Origin of the sequence: Bacillus clarus (genome assembly GCF_000746925.1) — a bacterium.
Taxonomy (GTDB): domain Bacteria; phylum Bacillota; class Bacilli; order Bacillales; family Bacillaceae_G; genus Bacillus_A; species Bacillus_A clarus.
Map to the genome: position 1 here is coordinate 4,980,866 of NZ_JMQC01000008.1, position 19,623 is coordinate 5,000,488.

Annotated in this window: 20 protein-coding genes and 4 pseudogenes; 9 read left to right on the forward strand and 15 right to left on the reverse strand. The window is 33.6% G+C overall.

What is annotated here, in order from left to right; genetic code table 11:
* Positions 1-453 precede the first annotated feature (453 nt).
* The gene (locus DJ93_RS33425; protein WP_080743621.1) at positions 454-660 is read left to right on the forward strand and encodes a hypothetical protein; all 207 of its coding nucleotides are present in this window, start codon (positions 454-456) and stop codon (positions 658-660) included.
* Positions 661-673: 13 nt separating this feature from the next.
* Positions 674-895 (forward strand): annotated as a pseudogene (locus tag DJ93_RS34100) (hypothetical protein).
* 75 nt (positions 896-970) lie between these two features.
* Here DJ93_RS34100 and DJ93_RS26435 read toward each other — a convergent pair.
* Positions 971-1,255 carry a hypothetical protein gene (locus DJ93_RS26435; RefSeq protein ID WP_042984004.1) on the reverse strand — a complete coding sequence of 95 codons (285 nt, stop codon included), beginning with the start codon at positions 1,253-1,255 and terminating at the stop codon, positions 971-973.
* A 217-nt stretch (positions 1,256-1,472) separates the two neighbouring features.
* On the opposite strand from DJ93_RS26435, the gene DJ93_RS26440 reads away from it, so the two are divergent.
* A complete protein-coding gene (locus DJ93_RS26440) occupies positions 1,473-1,928 on the forward strand; it encodes a MarR family winged helix-turn-helix transcriptional regulator (protein WP_042984005.1) in 456 nt (151 codons plus the stop codon).
* Positions 1,929-2,224: 296 nt separating this feature from the next.
* Positions 2,225-2,545, forward strand: a complete 321-nt coding sequence (locus tag DJ93_RS26445) for a hypothetical protein (RefSeq protein ID WP_042984006.1) — start codon at positions 2,225-2,227, stop codon at positions 2,543-2,545.
* 55 nt (positions 2,546-2,600) lie between these two features.
* On the opposite strand, the gene DJ93_RS26450 is transcribed toward DJ93_RS26445, so the two are convergent.
* From DJ93_RS26450 to DJ93_RS26470, 5 genes are all read right to left on the reverse strand, one after another.
* On the reverse strand, positions 2,601-4,031 hold the full coding sequence (locus tag DJ93_RS26450; RefSeq protein ID WP_052109655.1) for an MFS transporter: 1,431 nt from the start codon (positions 4,029-4,031) through the stop codon (positions 2,601-2,603).
* An 84-nt stretch (positions 4,032-4,115) separates the two neighbouring features.
* Complete coding sequence (locus DJ93_RS26455) at positions 4,116-4,823, reverse strand: hypothetical protein (RefSeq protein WP_042984007.1); 708 nt, start codon at positions 4,821-4,823, stop codon at positions 4,116-4,118.
* Between the two features lie 18 nt (positions 4,824-4,841).
* Positions 4,842-5,552, reverse strand: coding sequence for a polymer-forming cytoskeletal protein (locus tag DJ93_RS26460; RefSeq protein ID WP_042984008.1), 711 nt, complete (start codon positions 5,550-5,552; stop codon positions 4,842-4,844).
* A 13-nt stretch (positions 5,553-5,565) separates the two neighbouring features.
* On the reverse strand, positions 5,566-6,189 hold the full coding sequence (locus DJ93_RS26465; protein WP_042984009.1) for a YhbD family protein: 624 nt from the start codon (positions 6,187-6,189) through the stop codon (positions 5,566-5,568).
* A 158-nt stretch (positions 6,190-6,347) separates the two neighbouring features.
* Positions 6,348-8,123, reverse strand: a complete 1,776-nt coding sequence (locus tag DJ93_RS26470; RefSeq protein ID WP_080743739.1) for an ABC transporter substrate-binding protein — start codon at positions 8,121-8,123, stop codon at positions 6,348-6,350.
* A 61-nt stretch (positions 8,124-8,184) separates the two neighbouring features.
* Here DJ93_RS26470 and DJ93_RS26475 point away from each other — a divergent pair, with 61 nt between their 5' ends.
* Positions 8,185-9,390, forward strand: a complete 1,206-nt coding sequence (locus DJ93_RS26475; RefSeq protein ID WP_042984011.1) for an MDR family MFS transporter — start codon at positions 8,185-8,187, stop codon at positions 9,388-9,390.
* A gap of 17 nt (positions 9,391-9,407) precedes the next feature.
* Here the strand turns inward: DJ93_RS26475 and DJ93_RS34915 are convergent.
* From DJ93_RS34915 to DJ93_RS26505, 5 genes and pseudogenes are all read right to left on the reverse strand, one after another.
* Positions 9,408-9,566 (reverse strand): annotated as a pseudogene (locus tag DJ93_RS34915) (DUF4309 domain-containing protein); the annotation flags it as partial.
* Between the two features lie 200 nt (positions 9,567-9,766).
* Positions 9,767-10,612 (reverse strand): aminopeptidase, encoded by an 846-nt coding sequence (locus tag DJ93_RS26485; protein WP_042984406.1) that lies wholly within the window; start codon positions 10,610-10,612, stop codon positions 9,767-9,769.
* Between the two features lie 125 nt (positions 10,613-10,737).
* Positions 10,738-12,098, reverse strand: a protein-coding gene (locus DJ93_RS31495; protein ID WP_152569960.1) for an IS3 family transposase whose coding sequence is annotated in 2 segments (ribosomal slippage) — positions 10,738-11,642 and positions 11,642-12,098 — 1,362 coding nt in all. Because the reading frame shifts where the segments join, the coding sequence is not laid out codon by codon here.
* Between the two features lie 81 nt (positions 12,099-12,179).
* Positions 12,180-12,575 carry a hypothetical protein gene (locus tag DJ93_RS26500; RefSeq protein WP_042984013.1) on the reverse strand — a complete coding sequence of 132 codons (396 nt, stop codon included), beginning with the start codon at positions 12,573-12,575 and terminating at the stop codon, positions 12,180-12,182.
* A 93-nt stretch (positions 12,576-12,668) separates the two neighbouring features.
* Entirely contained in the window at positions 12,669-12,917 is a 249-nt protein-coding gene (locus tag DJ93_RS26505) for a GlsB/YeaQ/YmgE family stress response membrane protein (RefSeq protein ID WP_042984014.1), read from the reverse strand.
* A 246-nt stretch (positions 12,918-13,163) separates the two neighbouring features.
* On the opposite strand from DJ93_RS26505, the gene DJ93_RS26510 reads away from it, so the two are divergent.
* Entirely contained in the window at positions 13,164-13,652 is a 489-nt protein-coding gene (locus DJ93_RS26510) for a DinB family protein (RefSeq protein ID WP_042984015.1), read from the forward strand.
* Between the two features lie 69 nt (positions 13,653-13,721).
* Here DJ93_RS26510 and DJ93_RS26515 read toward each other — a convergent pair.
* From DJ93_RS26515 to DJ93_RS26535, 4 genes and pseudogenes are all read right to left on the reverse strand, one after another.
* Positions 13,722-14,670 (reverse strand): annotated as a pseudogene (locus tag DJ93_RS26515) (nucleoside hydrolase).
* Positions 14,671-14,747: 77 nt separating this feature from the next.
* Complete coding sequence (locus DJ93_RS26520; RefSeq protein ID WP_042984016.1) at positions 14,748-14,936, reverse strand: DUF3970 family protein; 189 nt, start codon at positions 14,934-14,936, stop codon at positions 14,748-14,750.
* Between the two features lie 69 nt (positions 14,937-15,005).
* Complete coding sequence (locus DJ93_RS26525; protein WP_042984017.1) at positions 15,006-15,791, reverse strand: class I SAM-dependent methyltransferase; 786 nt, start codon at positions 15,789-15,791, stop codon at positions 15,006-15,008.
* 619 nt (positions 15,792-16,410) lie between these two features.
* Entirely contained in the window at positions 16,411-16,683 is a 273-nt protein-coding gene (locus DJ93_RS26535; RefSeq protein WP_042984019.1) for a stage V sporulation protein S, read from the reverse strand.
* A gap of 249 nt (positions 16,684-16,932) precedes the next feature.
* On the opposite strand from DJ93_RS26535, the gene DJ93_RS31500 reads away from it, so the two are divergent.
* The 3 genes and pseudogenes from DJ93_RS31500 (at position 16,933) to DJ93_RS26545 (ending at position 19,272) form a co-directional block, all read left to right on the forward strand.
* A complete protein-coding gene (locus DJ93_RS31500; RefSeq protein WP_080743741.1) occupies positions 16,933-17,085 on the forward strand; it encodes a YqbF domain-containing protein in 153 nt (50 codons plus the stop codon).
* A gap of 742 nt (positions 17,086-17,827) precedes the next feature.
* Positions 17,828-18,261 (forward strand): annotated as a pseudogene (exsC, locus tag DJ93_RS26540) (exosporium protein ExsC).
* A gap of 288 nt (positions 18,262-18,549) precedes the next feature.
* Positions 18,550-19,272, forward strand: a complete 723-nt coding sequence (locus DJ93_RS26545) for an SDR family NAD(P)-dependent oxidoreductase (protein WP_042984020.1) — start codon at positions 18,550-18,552, stop codon at positions 19,270-19,272.
* Positions 19,273-19,623 lie beyond the last annotated feature (351 nt).

The following is a 19,623-nucleotide window of genomic DNA, read 5'->3' on the forward strand; positions in this document are numbered from 1 at the left end:
ATTTCTTTATACAGATAGCTCATTGAAAACTGAAGATATGAGATTGTTGTAGGAAGTCTACAATGTAAAATCCTAAGCGCCATTCACACCTACCGAAGTAGAGCGAAAACCAAGCCAATTAGGAGGCGTGTGAGTCCCATGTACAAATACACTCATTTCACCGTAGGAACTACGGGTAGAGCCTACTAACATAACTGGCGGATACGCTAGTGTTCGGAGGAATCCGCCATTTCAAGCTTAGCTAAGTCGCGGGTAGTTCAATTCTTTTATCTTGTATTCATGGGTACAATGTTCACAGATAACATCAAAATTCATTTATTACTCACCTCACGCTAATCGCTTTATGATTTTTAGCTACTGCAACCTACTCTCTTTCAATTTTTATTTGTAAATCTTTTTATATAGATGTATAATAATATAAAAGTCATAACTTTTAGAATTGAGGTGACAATTATGAAGAGTTTAGGTATGTTAGCATGCTCTACTTTCTTTTCAGCGCTCCTATTATTGTTTAATATCCAATCCTTTTATAATAAATTCACAGCAGGAAATACATATTATTGGGTAAACGTTGTCTTATCTGTGGTATTCCTTATATCTATTATTATCAACATAAGAGATATCATTAAGAAAAACTACACAACTTCGATAAATCAGTAGTGAACACCTACATATGTGGAAAAAGATTCATACTTACAAGTTTCATTTAAAAGATTTGAAGTTCATGCTTTGGCTATTCCTAATCACTGGATTTTTATACGCTTATGATGTCTTCTCTGGACTAATGTTTCACCAAGAGTTTCGCTAGCTCCAAGTAATAGGCATGGTAATACTGATCCTAGCATGTAAAGAACTTAGAAAGAAATTAAAAAACAAAGATTACAGAACAACGTGATGACAAAAGAATCTTTATAGGTTCCTTTGTTTATGCAAAATAAAAAAGCAGCAGATTCGCTACTTTAAGTTTTTTTCATACTCCAAAGAAATGATATTCGTATTGTCCGTTAGTTCCATCTTTTACACCAATAACATTAGTAAGTTTGAAATTGAGTGAACCATCTCCATAGTGAACCTCTACTAATATCTGTTCTCGCGACCAAAGAGCATCATAGTATTTCTTGATTCTTTCATGAGTTCTAATAATAAACCCGTCTGCAGTAGCCGTTTGCTCTATGTAATTCAAAGTTCTAGCTTCAATAATAGAGAGTTCTTTACCATCAACGATAATCTTATCGATATTCTTCATTACAACCATGCTCTCATCCCCTTTTTACAAGGATAGCATAAAACCAAAAGCGGCGGATTCGCTACTTTCATTATTTATTATTCCCTTCGATTTTTAAATGAAATTTTTATAAAGTTTTCTACCAAAAACGTTTATTGACTTTCCTTTCAAATTAATTCATAATTAGATAGTTCAATTATGAACAGTTCTTAATTGAACTGTCTTAAAAAGAAAGGAAGTTTATACTTTGAGCCTAAAAAAGCAAAGTTTCAAACAAGCCGGAGAAGTTGTCCAATCATTTGTAACAATAAACAAAGAAATTATAAAGTTCACTCATCAAAACGCATCTACGTTGGGATTAACAGTACAACAAATGGGTATCTTAAATACAATTTATGCAAGTCCTAACATTGCTCTTAAAGATATTTCAGAACGCCTTTCGGTTCCTAAAAGTACAGTTAGTGTAAATGTAGATGAGTTAGTTAATCTTGAATTAATCGAGCGAAAACAGTCACAAGAAGATCGTAGAGAAATAAAATTACAAGTAACACCAAAAGGACAAGAAATATCAAAAAAATCCATTGAAAACTCTACTTCCTACAAAGCAATGGCACTAGCACTAGAACAACTGCCAGAAGAAGATATCCAAACATTATTACGTATCCATAAAGATTTATTAATTTCTCTGCAGCAGTTTCATTAATTCGTGCTATCCATTTTAGATACCCAATCTAATTACCATTAAAATGACAGTAGATGAGCGTTTTTCTGACCTGTCTAACAAAGAAAAGTACGCAGCTGGAACTAAGACTATAGACTTTCATAACCAAATATTTTGTGGTAGCAACAAAATATTTAGATACAAAGAAATTCAATTATCTTAATTAGTAAAAACACATAATTTTCCCTATAAATACACATAACAATTTCATCTTTTCACTAAAAGACGTTATAATAAACTGTAGCATCTACGATTTCGTTATAAAGGAGATTAAAACAATGGCTAAAATTAAAGTATACCAAGCAAAAGAAGAAAATATGGAAGCAGTAAAAAACATCATTGATGTTGAGGAACAAAACCCAACTGCTGAAAACTTACAAAACCTGTATGCATGTGTATTAGATACTGAAGATATGGCATTGCCTGAATCATATATTGAAGAAGATATCTTAATTGATTCTATTGAAGTTATGGTTAATGCTTCTCAAAACAAACTAAGAGACTTAGGTGTATATGATGTAATCGAAGTTCAAAACAAAGGTAAGAAAACACAAATTTTATTATTAGCAGACGAAGAATACGAAATTATCGAAGGCTAATCCTGATTGGTACATACGAAAAAGCTCCTTTCAAAATTGAAAGGAGCTTTTTTATTTATGCTTTTGATGTTTCATTGTTTACTTTATTTTGTTCTTTCTTATATACCATTCGCTCATTTCCCATAAAGAAAATGAATACGAACGCTAAACCAGCTGGAACTAATGCCCACATGAATGTATGAACAATTGAACTTGAAAGAGCTTCAATAATTTTATCTAATATTTGCGGTGAAATTTGAGATCTTGCACCTTCTGATAGAATTGCTCTTGAATCTCCTAAAGCACTCACATTCATTCCCCCGCTCATACCTTTAAACGCTTCTTCTAATTGATCCTGGAAACCTGTTCTTTGAATCATTCCGAAGATTGTAATTCCAAGTGTCATACCTAACGAACGAATGAAGTTACTCGTTGAAGTTGCAGACCCACGCTGCTCCATACCGAAGTTATGAATAGCAGCCATACTTAAAACCGAGAATGAGAAACCAACTCCGAAACCGATAATAATCATATAAATCGTTAATAATACACGACTTGTTTCTGGTGTTAACGTGCTTAATAAGAATAATCCGATTAGCATAATTACAGCAGAAATAATCATGATATTACGGTAGCTAAACTTTGATGTTAAAAATCCACCTAATTGTGCTGTAACTACTGATCCTAACATCATTGGTAATAGTAATAAACCTGAATTTGTTGCGGTTCCACCATATACACCTTGAATAAATAACGGGATGTATACAGTCGCTGACATAAATGCAGCTCCGTAACATAATGCAATAATTGTACTCATTCCGAATAAACGTTGCTTAAACATCTCAAATGAAATGATTGGTTCTGCTACTTTCCTTTCAATAAAAATAAATACAATTAATAATGTAGTAAACCCAGCAAATAAACTTAAAATAAAGCTAGAATCCCAATCATACTTTTGTCCGCCTAATTCTAACGCAAACATTAGACAAACTACTGCACCAACTAAAGTAATTGCGCCAAACCAATCAATTTTTTGCTTTCTATGAACTCGTGACTCTTTATAAAATAATGTAATAAAAATAAGTGCTAAAATTCCAAGTGGTAAGTTAATATAAAACACCCAGTGCCAACTAATGTAATCCGTAATATATGCACCAAGTAATGGCCCGAAAATACTTGACAAACCAAATACAGCTCCGAATAAACCACCCATTTTTCCGCGTTTTTCAGGAGGGAAAATATCAAAAACGATAGTAAATGCGATCGGCACTAGTGCTCCGCCGCCAATACCTTGAATGGCACGATAAATACCTAACTGCGTAATATTTTCAGCAGTACCACAAAGTGCCGAACCAATCATAAAGACGATTAAACCGAAAATCGGCATACCTGCCATCTCTGCAACCATATAGGCAGAAACAACCCATACAAAGTTTTCAAGGCCTCCTAAATCACCAACGATCGTTCCCATCGCCGTCACAACAATGGTATTATCCATTGATGCCATTAAAATCCCTAACAATTAACTGGCAACAACGAAGCCGAGTTTATTATTCTTCTCAACCATATTTCTTGCTCTCCCTCATACTACTTATATTTGTTTATGTTCTTTTACGACTGAATTGCCTTTCTGATTAAAACTAGTATGATATTCTACAACACTAATTTCACAGCCAGGGCCAATTATAACATGATTTCCTCTTACTACTTCTGCTATTGTATGTTCTAAATAAATATCATCCCCCTCAATAATTGATGTTTGAAGGCTTCCCGCATGACTTGTAAAAGGAAGAAATCTCGCTTTTTTACGTACTGTAATCTTTTTGCCACCGATTTCTCTTACTTTACTTCCTTCATAACGAATTGAGATTTCAATATTTTCAGCATTAAGCAAACCAGCACTTTCAAGACCACCAGTTAGTAATAATTCCTCTACTTCTATATCTCCCTTCACATTTAAAGCGCCTTTCACATCTACGAAATCACCGGATAGCTTTCCTTTAAATTCTATCATACCTCTAACTTTTGTTTTATTAATTTGTCCGTCGCCTTGTACTTGGACATTACCATATACTTTTACATATTCCGCCTCCATATTCCCTTGTACTTCACTATCTCCATACACGACATAATTTTTTGCTTTCATATTGCCACGTACTTCACTTGTACCGTACGTTTTAAAATCATTACAACTCATATGATTAGAGATTGTTCCTTCGCCGCGAATCTTCACTTTATTATAATCTCCACCTGCCGAGCTACCTGATCCATTTACAGTAAGACTATGTTGATTTTCCATATCGATTGCTCCCTTCCTTTAAACCTGCTTAATTTCTTTCACACTTGCGTTTTTATCAACAGTAAGAACACCTGTATATTCAATAAGATCAATCTCACAGTTCGGTCCTACTGTAACATTGTTTCCTCTTACCGTTTTAATGTGAGCATAATCAATATCGATATTATCACCTTCTAACAATTCAGCTTCTAACTGCAAACCAAATACTGTTTTAACTAGTCTACTAAAAGCGCTCAACTTATGTCTTACTTTAATTGTTTGACCGCCAATTTCTTTCGCTCTACATGTACCGTGAATATTAATATTAATTTCATCTGCGCTTAATAAACCACCTACCGTAAACTGTCCCTCTGAAGAAAAAACATCAACCTCGCAATTACCATCAATCGTCGCTTGGCCACTGACCTTAAATTCTTCACCAGTTACATTACCACCTATCGTCCCTTTCCCCGCAATTTTTAAAGTATTCGCCTTTACATCTTGTGTTATTGTCGCTTTCCCATCAATTCGCATACTATCTGTATTTACTGTGCCATCTACTTTACCCGATCCACTTATTCTTGTACGATCACTTTTCAAATCTCCGTTTACACTTCCAGAACCGTTACATTCAAATTCGTCACATTCAACATTTCCATTAACAATCCCTTTACCGTTTAATTGCACTTTATGAAATTCTCCTCCATTCGATGAACCGTAACCGTTTATAATTAATTTTTCTGTACGCATTATTTCTCCTCCACTACAATACTTTTGTTTTTAATGCTTCTGTATAATTCATAATTGCTATACGTGCAACGATTTTCGCTGCTTTTTCGAAAATTAAATCCTCCACGTTTGATACTAAGAAACATGTAGAAATCCCTAACTTTCGAACGATAACTAAGTCACAATTTTTATGCTTAATCGCTTCATAATTTTCAAGTAAAACTTGTAAAACCATTTTTCCTTCTTCTAAACTAACGTCTCCTGATTGAAGAAGTTCTTCTAACATGTACACATAAAGAATATCTACAAATTGAAACTCTGCTATTTTGTTCGTTTGCTCAATGAAAAATTGTAAAACTGGTTCTGATGCAATCCCTTTAAGTATGACATCTTCCTTTGTTAAAAGAATTTCTGTTACGCTCGGTGAAAACATATTTGCTAATTCATCAAGTGATAGATCCTCTTTCATCGTTTGGATTTTATCAATACGCTCTAATATCTTTTCTTTCGGAAAAAATGTCTCCTGCCCTGTGAACGTTGACTTCCGTACAAACCAATCTTCCGGTATTAAATTTTTTCTCTTCCACCTATATAACTGTCCATATGAAATACCAGTCAGTTCTAATAAATCTTTTTTTGAAATTAAATCTGTACTCAACTGTGTAACACTCCTTCCTGATAACAATGTAACATAACACTGTTACGCTGTAAATAGACTTTTATAACAATTAGCGTAACAACGCGCAAAACAAATGGCCATTTCATACAAAAAAGGTTCTTTCGCATCTCAGTGAAATGTGAAAGAACCTTTATATATCAAGGTTTAAACCATATTCGATAAAAATCAATCCAGCCTTGTGAATTAATCATTATATTTTGTACTTTTTCATGTGTACGAATGTGTTGTTTATTACGATATAAAGGAATGATATGAATATGTCGTAACAATGTGTCCTCTATATCGCACAACAGTGTTACTCGTTTCTCTAATTGATTTTCTGTAAAATAAGGCTGCAATGTTTCATTAAAGTTTATATTGCTATGCTGATGAATAAAACTGTTTTTTGTAAGAAACATATATAGTAAGCTCTCTTCTATACGCTCACTAATTGTCGCACTATCATGCATTATATCTGCCTTTTGTATCGTACTTATTTGCAATAACTCTTCTGTTTTAAGAAAAGCGACTTCAATGTTAACTCCATATTTCGCACACTCCTTTTGTATCCAGTATGAGTCTTCAACATGATCTTGTCCTTTAAATGTATATAGCTGTAAAACTTCATTACGGTAAGAACTCTCTTTAATAAGCGTATGTATATCCTCATTTATGTTTATTGCAGCACTCTTTGTTGCTACTAATTCTTCTGCTATTTCTCCACGCTCTCCCTGTAATTCCTCAATAATCGCCTTACTATGAATAATTTTATATAAAGCTTTCCGAAACATAGCATCTTGCATAGGTCCTTGTTTCTCAATATTTAGCGTAATGTACGTTACATTCGACTCAAGCCGAGACAGTTCCTTATGATGCTTTTCTATATCTTTATACTGTGCTTTTACTAAAATATCGTACGTGTTAACACTTTTTTCTACATCCCATAATTCAATTCGATCGAGGAAAGGTCGTTCACGAAAGTATAAATGATGAGCTTCTAATATAAATGTATCGTCATTTCTTTCACAAAGTTTAAATGGACCTGTCCCAATTAATTCTCCTTCTGCATCTTTCATTACGATAGAACACTGTTCTGCACTTAAAGTATTTAAAAACAACTTATTTTCTGTATGTAAATAAATCTCCACAATATAATCATCAATAATATGTATGTTTCTAACATGTTGCAACATCCAATCATGTGGATTATTTTCTTTTTGCATAAACCGATTCAATGTATACACAGCGTCATGTGCCGTAAATTGTTTCCCATTATGAAATTGGACACCTTTTCGCAAATAAAATGTCCATTTCTTTTGATCCTCATTATACTCCCAATGAAACGCAAGTCTCGGCTCTGCTCTGTTTGTACTTCCATCTATATACACTAACGTGTCATATATATGTTTTACCATATGACATTCAGAGCGCATTGTAGCGTATACGGGGTCTAATACAATGTTTAGATTCATTCGAACTTGCAAACGGAGAATATCCCTTCTCCCATGTGACGTCATTTCTATTTTGTAACCAAATATAGAATCAATCCAATTTTGAAATTGTTTTTTTAATGAAGGTAGATACAGAGTATATTGTTCAACAAATGCGATTCCGCTTTTCACATCCCCTCGTTTTGTTATTTCCTTTCCTTTTTCTATAATTAATGTAGCAGGATGCTTTTGAAACGATAACTTTGAACGATTCCCTCTCCCACGACCGGGAAACCAAGAAATCCAATTCAATTCTTCTAATTTTTTTATAACCAGTTTACTATTTCGATCCGTACAAAATAATGTTTCTGATATATTTTGTACGGATATTTCTAATCGTTCTCCCGCGGTGCTCCCTTTTCCGAACTTATACCAAAGCTGTACGTATTGCTCCAGAATAACCATAAAACTCCCCCTAAAAGATGAAAAATCTCCCTCTTTCATTCTACCCTTTTTCATTTCTTGCTTCCATCTTATGATTTGAATATAGAAAGGAGGACATAAAATGAATCATCTTATAAAACGGTATAATAAGCCCATCCTCATTCGATTGTTCGGTGAATTATTAACACGAACAACTGAAGCGATGCTAGCCATCATTTTTATCGTTCACGTCAATAAAGCTTTAAATGGTAATGTCATTGTTACAATGCTTCTATTCGGATTGCAGCCTCTTGCTGATATTGTGTTTACATTAATTGCTGGAGGTGTAACAGATAAATATGGCCGAAAGAAAATTATGTTACTCGGATTACTTTTACAAGCATTTGCGATAAGCGGATTTATTTTTGCACAATCGGTCACATTTTTCGCCTTATTGTATGTAGTAAATGGTATTGGACGCTCTCTATATATTCCAGCTCAACGTGCCCAAATTGCGGATTTAACAAAACAAGAACAGCAGGCAGAAATATTTGCTGTTCTGCAAACGATGGGAGCAATCGGTTCTGTAATTGGTCCATTAATCAGCGCATTTTTCTATAATAGTCATCCTGAGTATTTATTTATTTTGCAAGTTGTGACCCTTACGCTGTATGCCGCGCTCGTTTGGACACAACTTCCAGAAACAGTTCCACTTATACAAAACGTGGAGAAAACAAAAGAAATACATTCGCCAAAACAATTCATATCGAAACATTATGCTGTGTTTGGAATAATGGTTTCCACACTCCCGATAAGTTTTTTCTACGCTCAAACTGAATCGAATTATCGTATATTCGCCGAAAGTGTATTTCCAAACTTTCTATTCGTACTCGTATTTATCTCAACTTGTAAAGCAGTCATGGAAATTCTTCTACAAATTTTCCTTGTTAAATGGTCTGAACAATTTTCTATGCCTAAAATCATTATCATTTCTTACACTTGCTATACTTTGGCTGCTATTGGCTATGGTTACTCCACAACATTATGGTCGTTATTCTTCACATTACTTTTCTTAGCAATTGGGGAAAGTATTGCTTTAAACCACTTACTACGATTTGTTTCACAAATCGCTCCTAGTCATAGACGTGGATTGTACTTTTCTATTTACGGTATCCATTGGGATATATCTCGAACATGTGGGCCTGTTATTGGTGCTCTTTTATTAAGTAGCTTAAGCGGTAGTACATTATTTTATCTTTGTGCTTGTTTATTACTAGTTGGCGGGATTATTCAAGCTTTTTTTGTTCAATCATTAGAACGAAACAAATCGAAGGAGCTGTCCCTATAATGGAACAGCTCCTTCATCTATCCTGCCATTTTATTAATACTATCCTCTGGTGAAAACACAGAAATATGATTTACTTTACCAGTAGATTTTGGAATGATGAATTTCAACTCAAACTGATTACTTACTTTATAAACATATATTTTGTCATTACCATTTACCTTAACCGACGCTGATTTTATTGAATCTTGATTATTTGATTTTGAGTCCTGTTCTATTTTAGGAGATATGTTTTCATTCTTTTTATTTGTTGCTGAGGAGTCATTATTTTCTTCAGAACTGTTACAAGCAGTTAGTGCCGTTATACATGTGAAACTAAGAAAAAATATACATACTTTCATACAATTTTTCATTCTATCCCCCTCCTGCCTTACCATATTCACCTTTGTAGCCACTCCATTACACTGCTTTTTAAATCATGCATACACCAAAAAGCTAATGCCTGCTCTTCTCCAAATTTTTCTACTAAGTATTCAACATACGAAGTTCCTAAAAAATAACCAAGACGATTATATCCGAAATAATTCCCTCCTGATAAGCGGAACCATTCTTTTTCTTTTTCAACATTCCCTCCTTCATTATAGTCCTCTAAAAATCGCTTCTTAATTTCAACATTTCTGTTCTTATAGCATTGTAACCACTGTTCGCCCTCGTTATTATATGAATAATAGACTGCGTCATCTAAACCTTTCACAACTTTTTTTGATAAATATGTTGCTACTCCTTCACGATATAGATTAACCGTAGCATCAGTCCACTCCGCCTTATTCCAAGCCATTCCGTTTTCCTGTAATAAAACATTATGATATACGTGTCCAATTTCATGAGCAACGATAACTCGAAGATGATTTAATTCAGGAGATAACTTCTCCGCCGCGAAAAATATTTGTCCGATAATTTCCCTTTCAACAAATGCATTTGAGCCAAATCCCCCTACAATTAAATTAAAGTTCAAATCTAACTCTATTTCAAAACGAGAACGATACTCTTCCCTCACCTCTCGAATAATCCAAGGTAAATCTTCTGAAATCATACATATGTCTTTTAATTTATCAGGATATTTTTGAATCGCATTAGACAAGCGTTCTGTCGTTTTGGGACAATGATATTTAAAATATTCTCCAAACACATCTGGATACGTGTCATAATATTTATACAGGTCATGTAACGCTATATCATTATTTTCCCACAGCCTCAAAAAATTAGGAATTGTATTGTTAATCATCATATATCCTCTCCTTACATACACCTTCTCTCCTTAATTACTTCAATCCTTCTTATGCAAAAAAGTCAGATAAAAAAACAGTCTATGGAGTGAACTGACCCCATAAAGTTAGACATGTTATTTCATTAAGCGGCTGTTAGGGCGTGAGTTCGGTATTGTACCGGACTCACGCCCTTTAATTTCGCCTTAATTCGTTTGTGATTATAATAATCGATATATTTTTCAAGTTCTTGTTTAAAGTGTTCTATACTCTCAAAATCTTTGAGATAAAGAAATTCAGATTTCATAATACCAAAAAAACTTTCAATAACCGCATTATCGTAACAGTTCCCTTTGCGAGACATACTTTGAGTAATTTTATGTTCTTGTAGGGCATGACGATACTTCTTCATTTGATAATGCCAACCTTGATCCGAGTGAATCAAGAGTTCATCTTCTTTTGTTAATCGTTGAAAGGACTTCTCTAACATTTTCGAAACAAGTGAATAGGTTGGTTTTGAACCGATTGTATAAGTAATAATCTCCCCGTTAAATAAATCTAACATCGGTGATAGATAGAGTTTCTCGCCGAATAATTTAAATTCTGTTATGTCTGTAACCCACTTTTCGTTAGGCTTTTCAGCTATACAGTTACGTTCTAAAATATTTGGCGCAATCTTACCTACTTTCCCTTTATAAGAGCGATATTTTTTCATACGAACTAGGCTTTTCAAACCTAATTCTTTCATGATTCGCTGAACTTTTTTATGGTTGACTTTGTGTCCTTGATTCGTCAATTCATCACGAATACGACGGTATCCATAGCGACCTTCGTGCTCGTCATAAATCGTTTGAATTAGGTTTTTTAATTCTCTATCTTTATCTGGGCGATTAAAGTTTTTTACCCAGTAATAGTACGTGCTGCGTGGAATCTCTGCTAATTTCAGAAGTGCTTTCACCGAAAAATCGTTCCTCAGTTCATAGACTACTTGTGATTTGTCTTGTTTGGTGATTTTTCCTTGTTTTGAACTAAGGCATTCAACTTTTTTAAATAAGCATTCTCCATACGTAAACGCTCTAACTCAGCTTGTAACTCCTCGACTGATCCTTCAGCTGGTGTTTGATTTTGGATTGATTTTGGATTTTTTTTGGTCATGGATAGACGCCCCTTCTTCTTTGATGCAAGGGCGTCTATTCCTTGTGTACGTAATTGAGTGCGCCATTTTCTAATAAGTGCAGGTGAAGAAATATTAAAAATAACGGCTGTTTCATTTGGAGACGTCCCATTCTCATTCATATAATTAAGTACGTCTAGTTTATACTCCATGGAATAGGATGTATAGCCTTTTTTAAATGCATGTATTCCGTGAGATTCAAATTGCTTTACCCACATTCGAACGACTTCATAATTCGCACCAAATGATTTCGCAATATCCCATATACTTTCATTTCCATTTTGATAACGTATTACAGCATTTATTTTCTGTTCTGAATTAAATTTAGTCATAAAAAACTGCACCTCCAATTGTTAGACTAAGTCTAACAATTTGAGTGCAGCTCAATACAAGGACAGCTCTAAATATGTATTTTACACTTCAATCTCTTTACCATCTTCAACGATATGATAAAGTAAGTGCGCTAAATGATGAATTGGACCATACTCTTCCTCTTCTTCATCCGTTTCACCTTGGAATTCCAGATCATTTAAGTATAGCGCTAAAAATTGATAGAATAATTTCAAATCAAATCCGTAGCAAGCGCTTGGTTCTTGATGATCGCCTTCGTATTGTAGCATTAAGTATTGCTCGTTTCCTTCTGCATCTTCTGCATCAAAGAATACGAAGAAACCAACATTTGTATCTAAATCAAATAGATGACGAGTACCTTTTTCGGTTGCTTTATTAAAGTCCTCTTCACTTAATTTATGTACTATTGTTGCTTTTGCATTATCTTCTTGATGAAAATTTACTGTAAATGATTTCAATGCTGACACCTCCTGATTGTATAACAGTAGCATAACAGATTCGAGAACATAATACAAAAGGGCTGCCTACACACAAAGACAGCCCTCCGTTATTTACTTCCTCATTGCTCTTAATAAGAAGCACACAATGAAAATTAAAATAATCGCACCGATTAAGGCTGGAACAATCGCAAACCCACCTATTACAGGACCAAATTTACCAAGTAATGTCGTACCAATCCAAGAACCAATAATACCCGCAATGATATTACCAATAACTCCACCAGGTACATCTCTTCCAGTAATTAAACTCGCAAACCACCCTAATATACCTCCGACAATTAAAGACCATATAAATGCCATATGATTACCTCCTTCATTTTAAAAAACAAAAAATAATAATCCTAAATCATTGCTTACCATTAGTTATGTTACTTTTTTTATAAGTTATTCATAAATCTTCATTACTTATATACCCTTTCAATCATAGTACTTCAAATTTTGACTCTCTAAATCCAATAAGAATACCTTACACAACAAGAACAAACGTTTGTCATCTTTCTTAAAATTCAGTAAAATAAAGGTAAGATATTTTAAGGTGGAATTAGGATGGAGAGTATTGATTTATTATTATTAAACCTATCAGAAGTAAGGAGACGTAGTATAAAAGTTTGGATGACCATTCCAAATAATCACCTAGATTGGAGACCTGATTCCGAAGCATTAAGTTGCAAAGAAATGATTAGACATGTTTTAGAGTGTGACTACCACTATTTACACCTATTAAAAAATCAAGGTAAGGCTCAAAATATACAATCACCTTTTGAAACAAAGCCATTCACTACCATCCAAGATGAACTACTCTTTGCTCAAACATTTCGAAATGAATTCATTGATTTCGTTTCATCTGTATCTCATGAAGATTTATCAACTATACAAATTGATCGTTCGGACCTAGCCGAGCTTGGATACAGTGGGTATGTTCGAACTTTAGGTGATCTGCTATTGCGAATCGCATACCACGAAGGAGTCCATACTGGCCAAATATTAGATTATTTAAGAACGATAGGAGTTGAGCGTCCAGATATTTGGGACTAATTCTACTGTATTGATTTTTCATTTCTAATATGGATTGTTCTTACACAGCTCCCATTTATATGAACACGTTTAAGAGCAATCTGGTTTTAATATCGTTCTCATAAATTCTTCTTTAAAGGCTTGGTAACTAAAATCAACCGCAATTCTTTGCACCGGTCGATCATCAAAACGCGTTGGTTCTGCTATTTTTCTGAAATCCGCTACACTTTGACCTCTCGTTACATCATTGGTCGTGCTAATCCAAACTGCTGATTTTTTATATTCAAAAATATCATCGTTTATCAATGAAATAAACGGAAGCAAATCATGAATCGGACTTCCACAGATGCCTGGGTATTCTTTCTTATAAAAATTCTCATAATAAAAATCAATCATTGGTTTAATTAATTTCGCCTGTCCTGTACCTTTTTCAGATATAATGTTGAGCATTTCAGGGGTAATAAGAGCTCGCTGTGTCACATTTAATGGATAAATAGTAGCATTCTTCACATACTTCATAACAATATTTGCAGCAATTGGATCACCGTAAAAATTCGCTTCAGACACAGGAGTAACATTACCTGGAAATAGAAAGGCACCACCCATTATATAATAGGAACATACTCGATTCATTAAAGCTGGATACAGTATAAATAATGTTGCTAATGACGTTAAGCGTCCTATCGCCACAATGATAATATCTTCTGGACAAGGCTCAATTAACTTAATCACTTCACAAAAATTTTCTCTGTTACAAATTCTCTTTTTCGGCGGAATAATCGGTCCTAAACCATGCTCCCCATGAATTTCAGGGAAAAACAAAGGATCTTCAGCTGTCATCGGTCTACTGGCACCTTCAATAATTTTTACCTGTGTAGTATAAAACATTTTCCGTTACAATTTCCCGTGACACGTTACCATACTCTGTAACAATCCCTAAAATATCCAATTCACATGTTTTATTTACATAAATTAAAGCAACTGCATCATCAATGCCAAAATCCCCGAAAAAGATTATTTTTTTATTAACTCTCTTCACCCCTCTTCGCGATAATCTACTATTATTATTATGCGAAAAAGACAAGGCGGTGAAACAACGGAAAATAAAAAAGTCGCCTATTTGTTGGCGACTTCCATCTTTTTATAAGATAAGTATGCTAGTACATTTTTACTTGAATCATACTTCGGATTGTTTCCTTTTCTCGGTTCTCTCATCTGTGTTTTTTCAAACCCAGTGATATCAGGCATTTTCTCTAAAAATTCAACAATCTCTTCTTCTGTTCCCTCAATACGTACACGAATCATTATTACTATTCCTCAATTCTCATTTTCTCTGTAATAAGTATAACGTACTTAAGAAAGACTGCAAGAAATTTATCTTTTTAGCGTTGAACGTTTTCGACATACGAACAGTGCCATTTCAGTATAAAACGATTCCACTTTATTTTCTCTAACATGAATTTTGAAAAACTCTTTCATTTCATGAGATGTTTTCATCATACATTCCGTTAGCTTTATTCGTTTTTGCATAGGTACATCCATCATGTCACACCACCAGTCAAAATTGAACTGCTTTTCAAAAGTAAGACATGACTGCATTTGCAAACCATTCTTTTCTAATAACGTGATCCATTCTGTTTTTTTCAAGGCCCGTTCATGACTTGGATCCCGCTTCTTTTCAATAAAATTATAAAACGTATCATACTCATTATTTTCCGGCGAAACATTATCAATTAAAATAAATAGGCCGGTATCGTCTAACGTACGCTCTACTTCAAAAATAAATTGAGCAGGATTTGAAAAATGATGTGCTGCAATCCGGCAAATAATTGTATCAAATGATGCATCTTGGAATGGTAAATTCTCTGCATTACCAACTACAAACGATACATTCTCATACCCATTCCCTTCAATAAAATCTTTTGCACTCTCTAACATCTTTTCCGTCAAATCAAGGGCAACTACTTCTTTAAAGATTGGAGCTAACAAATTCGCAACATGCCCACCACCTGTAGCAATATCAAGAAGACGAGTATTATGATGAGTTGCAACTTGCTGAACGACATACTGTAAATCTGGTCCTTTTGCATGAATTTTACTTTTCACATACTTTGCAGCGTTATTACCAAATTGTTTTTTCACAAGCTCTTCTTTACTCATTTTATATCCTCTTCTTTCTACAATTATTTACATATTCTTTTCCGCAGCAATGTGTAAATATCCTTTTCAATACATTCATTATTTGCAGCGCTATATAATTCTTTTGGGATTTACTTCGTAGTCTATAAAAATCAGTAAAAATAAAAGACAATCTTTACTGCATTAACAATTGAACGTACCAAACTTTTATTCTGTAGAAAACGATCAACTAACTATGTATTGTTAAGCTCTTTTAAACATAGCAAATTAGCACATATATGTTCATTATAAAAAGAGTTGCGAAAAATAAATTTCGCAACTCTTTTTATGTTACAACGTTTCTTTTTCTTTCTTCTCTTCTCCTCCGACCAAATTACCCACAACATCAGCAGTCATTTCTACTACAAATTCACAAAGGCCTGCTACAACTTCTCCAATTACTTCATCCACACCTTTTCCCCCTTGTTTCGTATTTTTATAGTTGTAGTATAGAAGACCATGGTTAATTATGGCTATCGGAAAAGGTGACAAAAACCTTACAAAATTGTAAGTTACACAATAACATTCTCAACTATATATACTTTCTCTTTAAAAAAAAGAAAAAGACCAGCTTTTACCGGCCTTTTCAACACTCTATAACTCAACGTATTTTCCTAGGACCTACAATTAATTTCATTGCTGTTCTCTCTTGATTATCGACAGAAATCTCTTGGAATGCCGGGACGAGAACTAAATCAATACCACTAGGAGCTACGAATCCTCTTGCAATTGCAATTGCTTTAATTGCTTGATTTAGCGCGCCAGCTCCAATCACTTGAATTTCCACATTACCGTTTGCTCTTAATACCCCTGCAATTGCACCTGCAACTGAATTAGGAATTGATTTTGATGATACTTTTAACATATTTTCCATGTAAGTTGCTCCCTCTTTTATTTAATTTCTTTATTGATTGCGTGGACTGGAATGTAATTAACGTATCTTTAATTCATATTCACACATAAAGCAAACCATACTATTAAGTATATTCATTCGATGCTTCTTTCACAGTTCCTTCCTATTCTACATAAATAAAAATAATTGAAACTGCGAGATTTAAGTATTATTAACAGGCTAATAGGCCATCATAATATAAAACATGTAAATATAAAGGAGGCGTGTAAAATATACTACGTAAAATTAATTAAAGGGCAATCTTTCTATGCTTTCGATCGTCGCTTCTTAGTATCTCAGGAAGAACAAGTTTCGGAAAAAATATTTAATTATTTGCGCCGTAATGAGTTCTTCGAAGTGCGTAAAGACGAGTGTTCTGCCTAATCAATATGCAAAAATATTTCTCAAAAAGGGCATAGCATTTACACTTAAAACATTGATTTACATTTACTACTTTTTAGTTTCTATAAAAAACAGTATCAAAACATAATTTATTATGTCAGTCTGTAAAATTCCCAATAATCTTTTTTGCTTCTTGATATGAATGAAACTTACGTTTTACTTACATTTAGCATGCTATTAAGATTTAAAATAAATGAAGACTATTTAGTGCAGCTCCCTTTATTAAAGTGAAATATGATTATAAATTACGCTTAAAAGATTTAAAATCCTTATAATAATCATTAAATACCACATGTCTTACGCAGCTATAATTTCTTTGTGAGACTTATTTTTAATACCCTATTTCAAGTATATAATCTGATTGATACTACAGTAACATCCGTTACATATAGATACTAAAAATACAATCAAAACTTAAAATGAACGAGTGCTTTTCTTCAAGGCACTCGTTCACCGAGTTTTACCACTCTCGACGATCATCACAATCTCGAGAGTGTCTGAAATTACAATTACAGCTCATAAATTTCTTGTTTACTAGTCTATATTTTAGAGTACTAATCTTCAGGCTATTCATTTCGTTACACTACAATTAATTAATAGAGACAAAATATAGTCTGCAAGAATTTCTCACTTTCTATTAAAAAATAATTTTTTTAATCCTCCAGTATATGTCCAAGCTAGTTAATCGTTACCTTCATATTTTAATCGCGAGGAGGTGAAAAACATGACTCATATCATTGATTATCAAGCTACTCAGCCTATAAATAAAACTGGTGGAACAACTTTTGCAATTCCAGCTTCTCCAAACAGAGCAATTCTAGCAACCATTAAATTAAGAATTTCAAGAAGAGATTCACGTGATAATCGAGTAGAATTAATCGGTACAGTTGGGGTTAAAGGTATAACTGACATAGCTCAATTTTTTTTAGAATTTTTCGTGATAACACAGAAATTTTCAACACACAAGTAGGGATTGAGTCTACTGATTCTGAGCAATTCTACGTTGAAACATTTCAAGCTATAGATGAAAATTTAAATAGCGGAACTCACGTATATACTTTAACTGTCGAAAATCTTACAAGTGCTGCAAGCGCAGACGTTGTTGGACCTCTTTCTTTTAGCGGTTTAGCTATTGGACAAGATCATAATTGCTGCTAAGAGAACTAGTTTTTTAATAGAACGCTTAAGATAAGTAGGAACGATTACCTCTGTTCTTACTTATCTTTTTATTTGTTCTGCCTCTTTCCTTACTTTCAACTAAAATGAAATTTTTATAAGCAGAATACTATTTAAATTGTGCATTCTGTCGCTTTTAAATAAAGTCACGGTGTTTATAATAAAAATTGATCATTTAAACCAACATTTCAATAAATCACTTTAGTTGTTGCTTATCTTTATAATAATTATAATTATTAAGAAGTATAGTTATTTAGAAGGAGTGATAGGATGAGTAGGAACTTTATTATATTTGGAGCAAGCCAAGGACTAGGTGATGCATTTGTAAAAGGCTTACCTACCAAGGAAGATACAGTATGGGTGGTGTCACGTACACGACCCAGTAGTTTAGATATAAATGATGGCGTAGATCGTAAATGGCTCACAATTGATTTATCTAGTCAACAACAAATTCCTTCTTTAAAAGAATCTTTAAAAGACATTGCTATTGATGTATTAATTTATAATGTCGGAGTATGGGAAAAGCGTGGTTTTGAATATGACTATACGTTTGATAAGGATGAAGTTGAAGATATTTCGAACTTAATCAATATTAATTTAACTTCCACTATTACTTATATTCAGGCGCTTTTACCTAATTTAAGACAGGCGAAAAACGGAAAAATTATTTTAATTGGTTCAACAGCAGGTTTAGATCATACGAATAATGCACAAGTTTCGTTTGTCACATCTAAATTTGGCTTACGTGGTATTACAAATGCTTTACGCGAGCATGTGAGAAAAGATAAGATCTCTGTAACGTGTATTAATCCAGGAGAACTTGCTGCTGAAATACCTTATGAAGAAGGAGCAGAAAAGGCAATCCTGTTGTATGAAGGTACACGTATTCCTGTACAAGACATTGTAGCCATTGTCCAATGCGTTATTAATTTATCGCCTGTTTCATGTGTAAAGGAAATTAATATTCCTGCCATGACAGACTTAAATGCATGATTGTATAGCATATGAATAGAGTTTCTCGGTATATTATAAAAATTAATCCTTCGGTACTAAATACAGCTCGCATTTTAATCAACCTTTTTTCGAAATGGCGTTTTTTGTTCGTTGCTAATAATAGATTAACTGTTTCTTTTTAATCAGTCTTAATTATAAAGCTATATCAGCAAATGTATTAGGTGAGACATTGATAAAGAATGAGTTATATCCATTTTGATCAATCTTTTTTTCAAAATGGATTCTTCTTATTTACCGCAAAATACAGATTTGCGAGGTATTTTTGATCAAACTTTATTTCAAAGCAACACATTCACTCCCACCAAACCAAAACTTATCACCCACCTACCC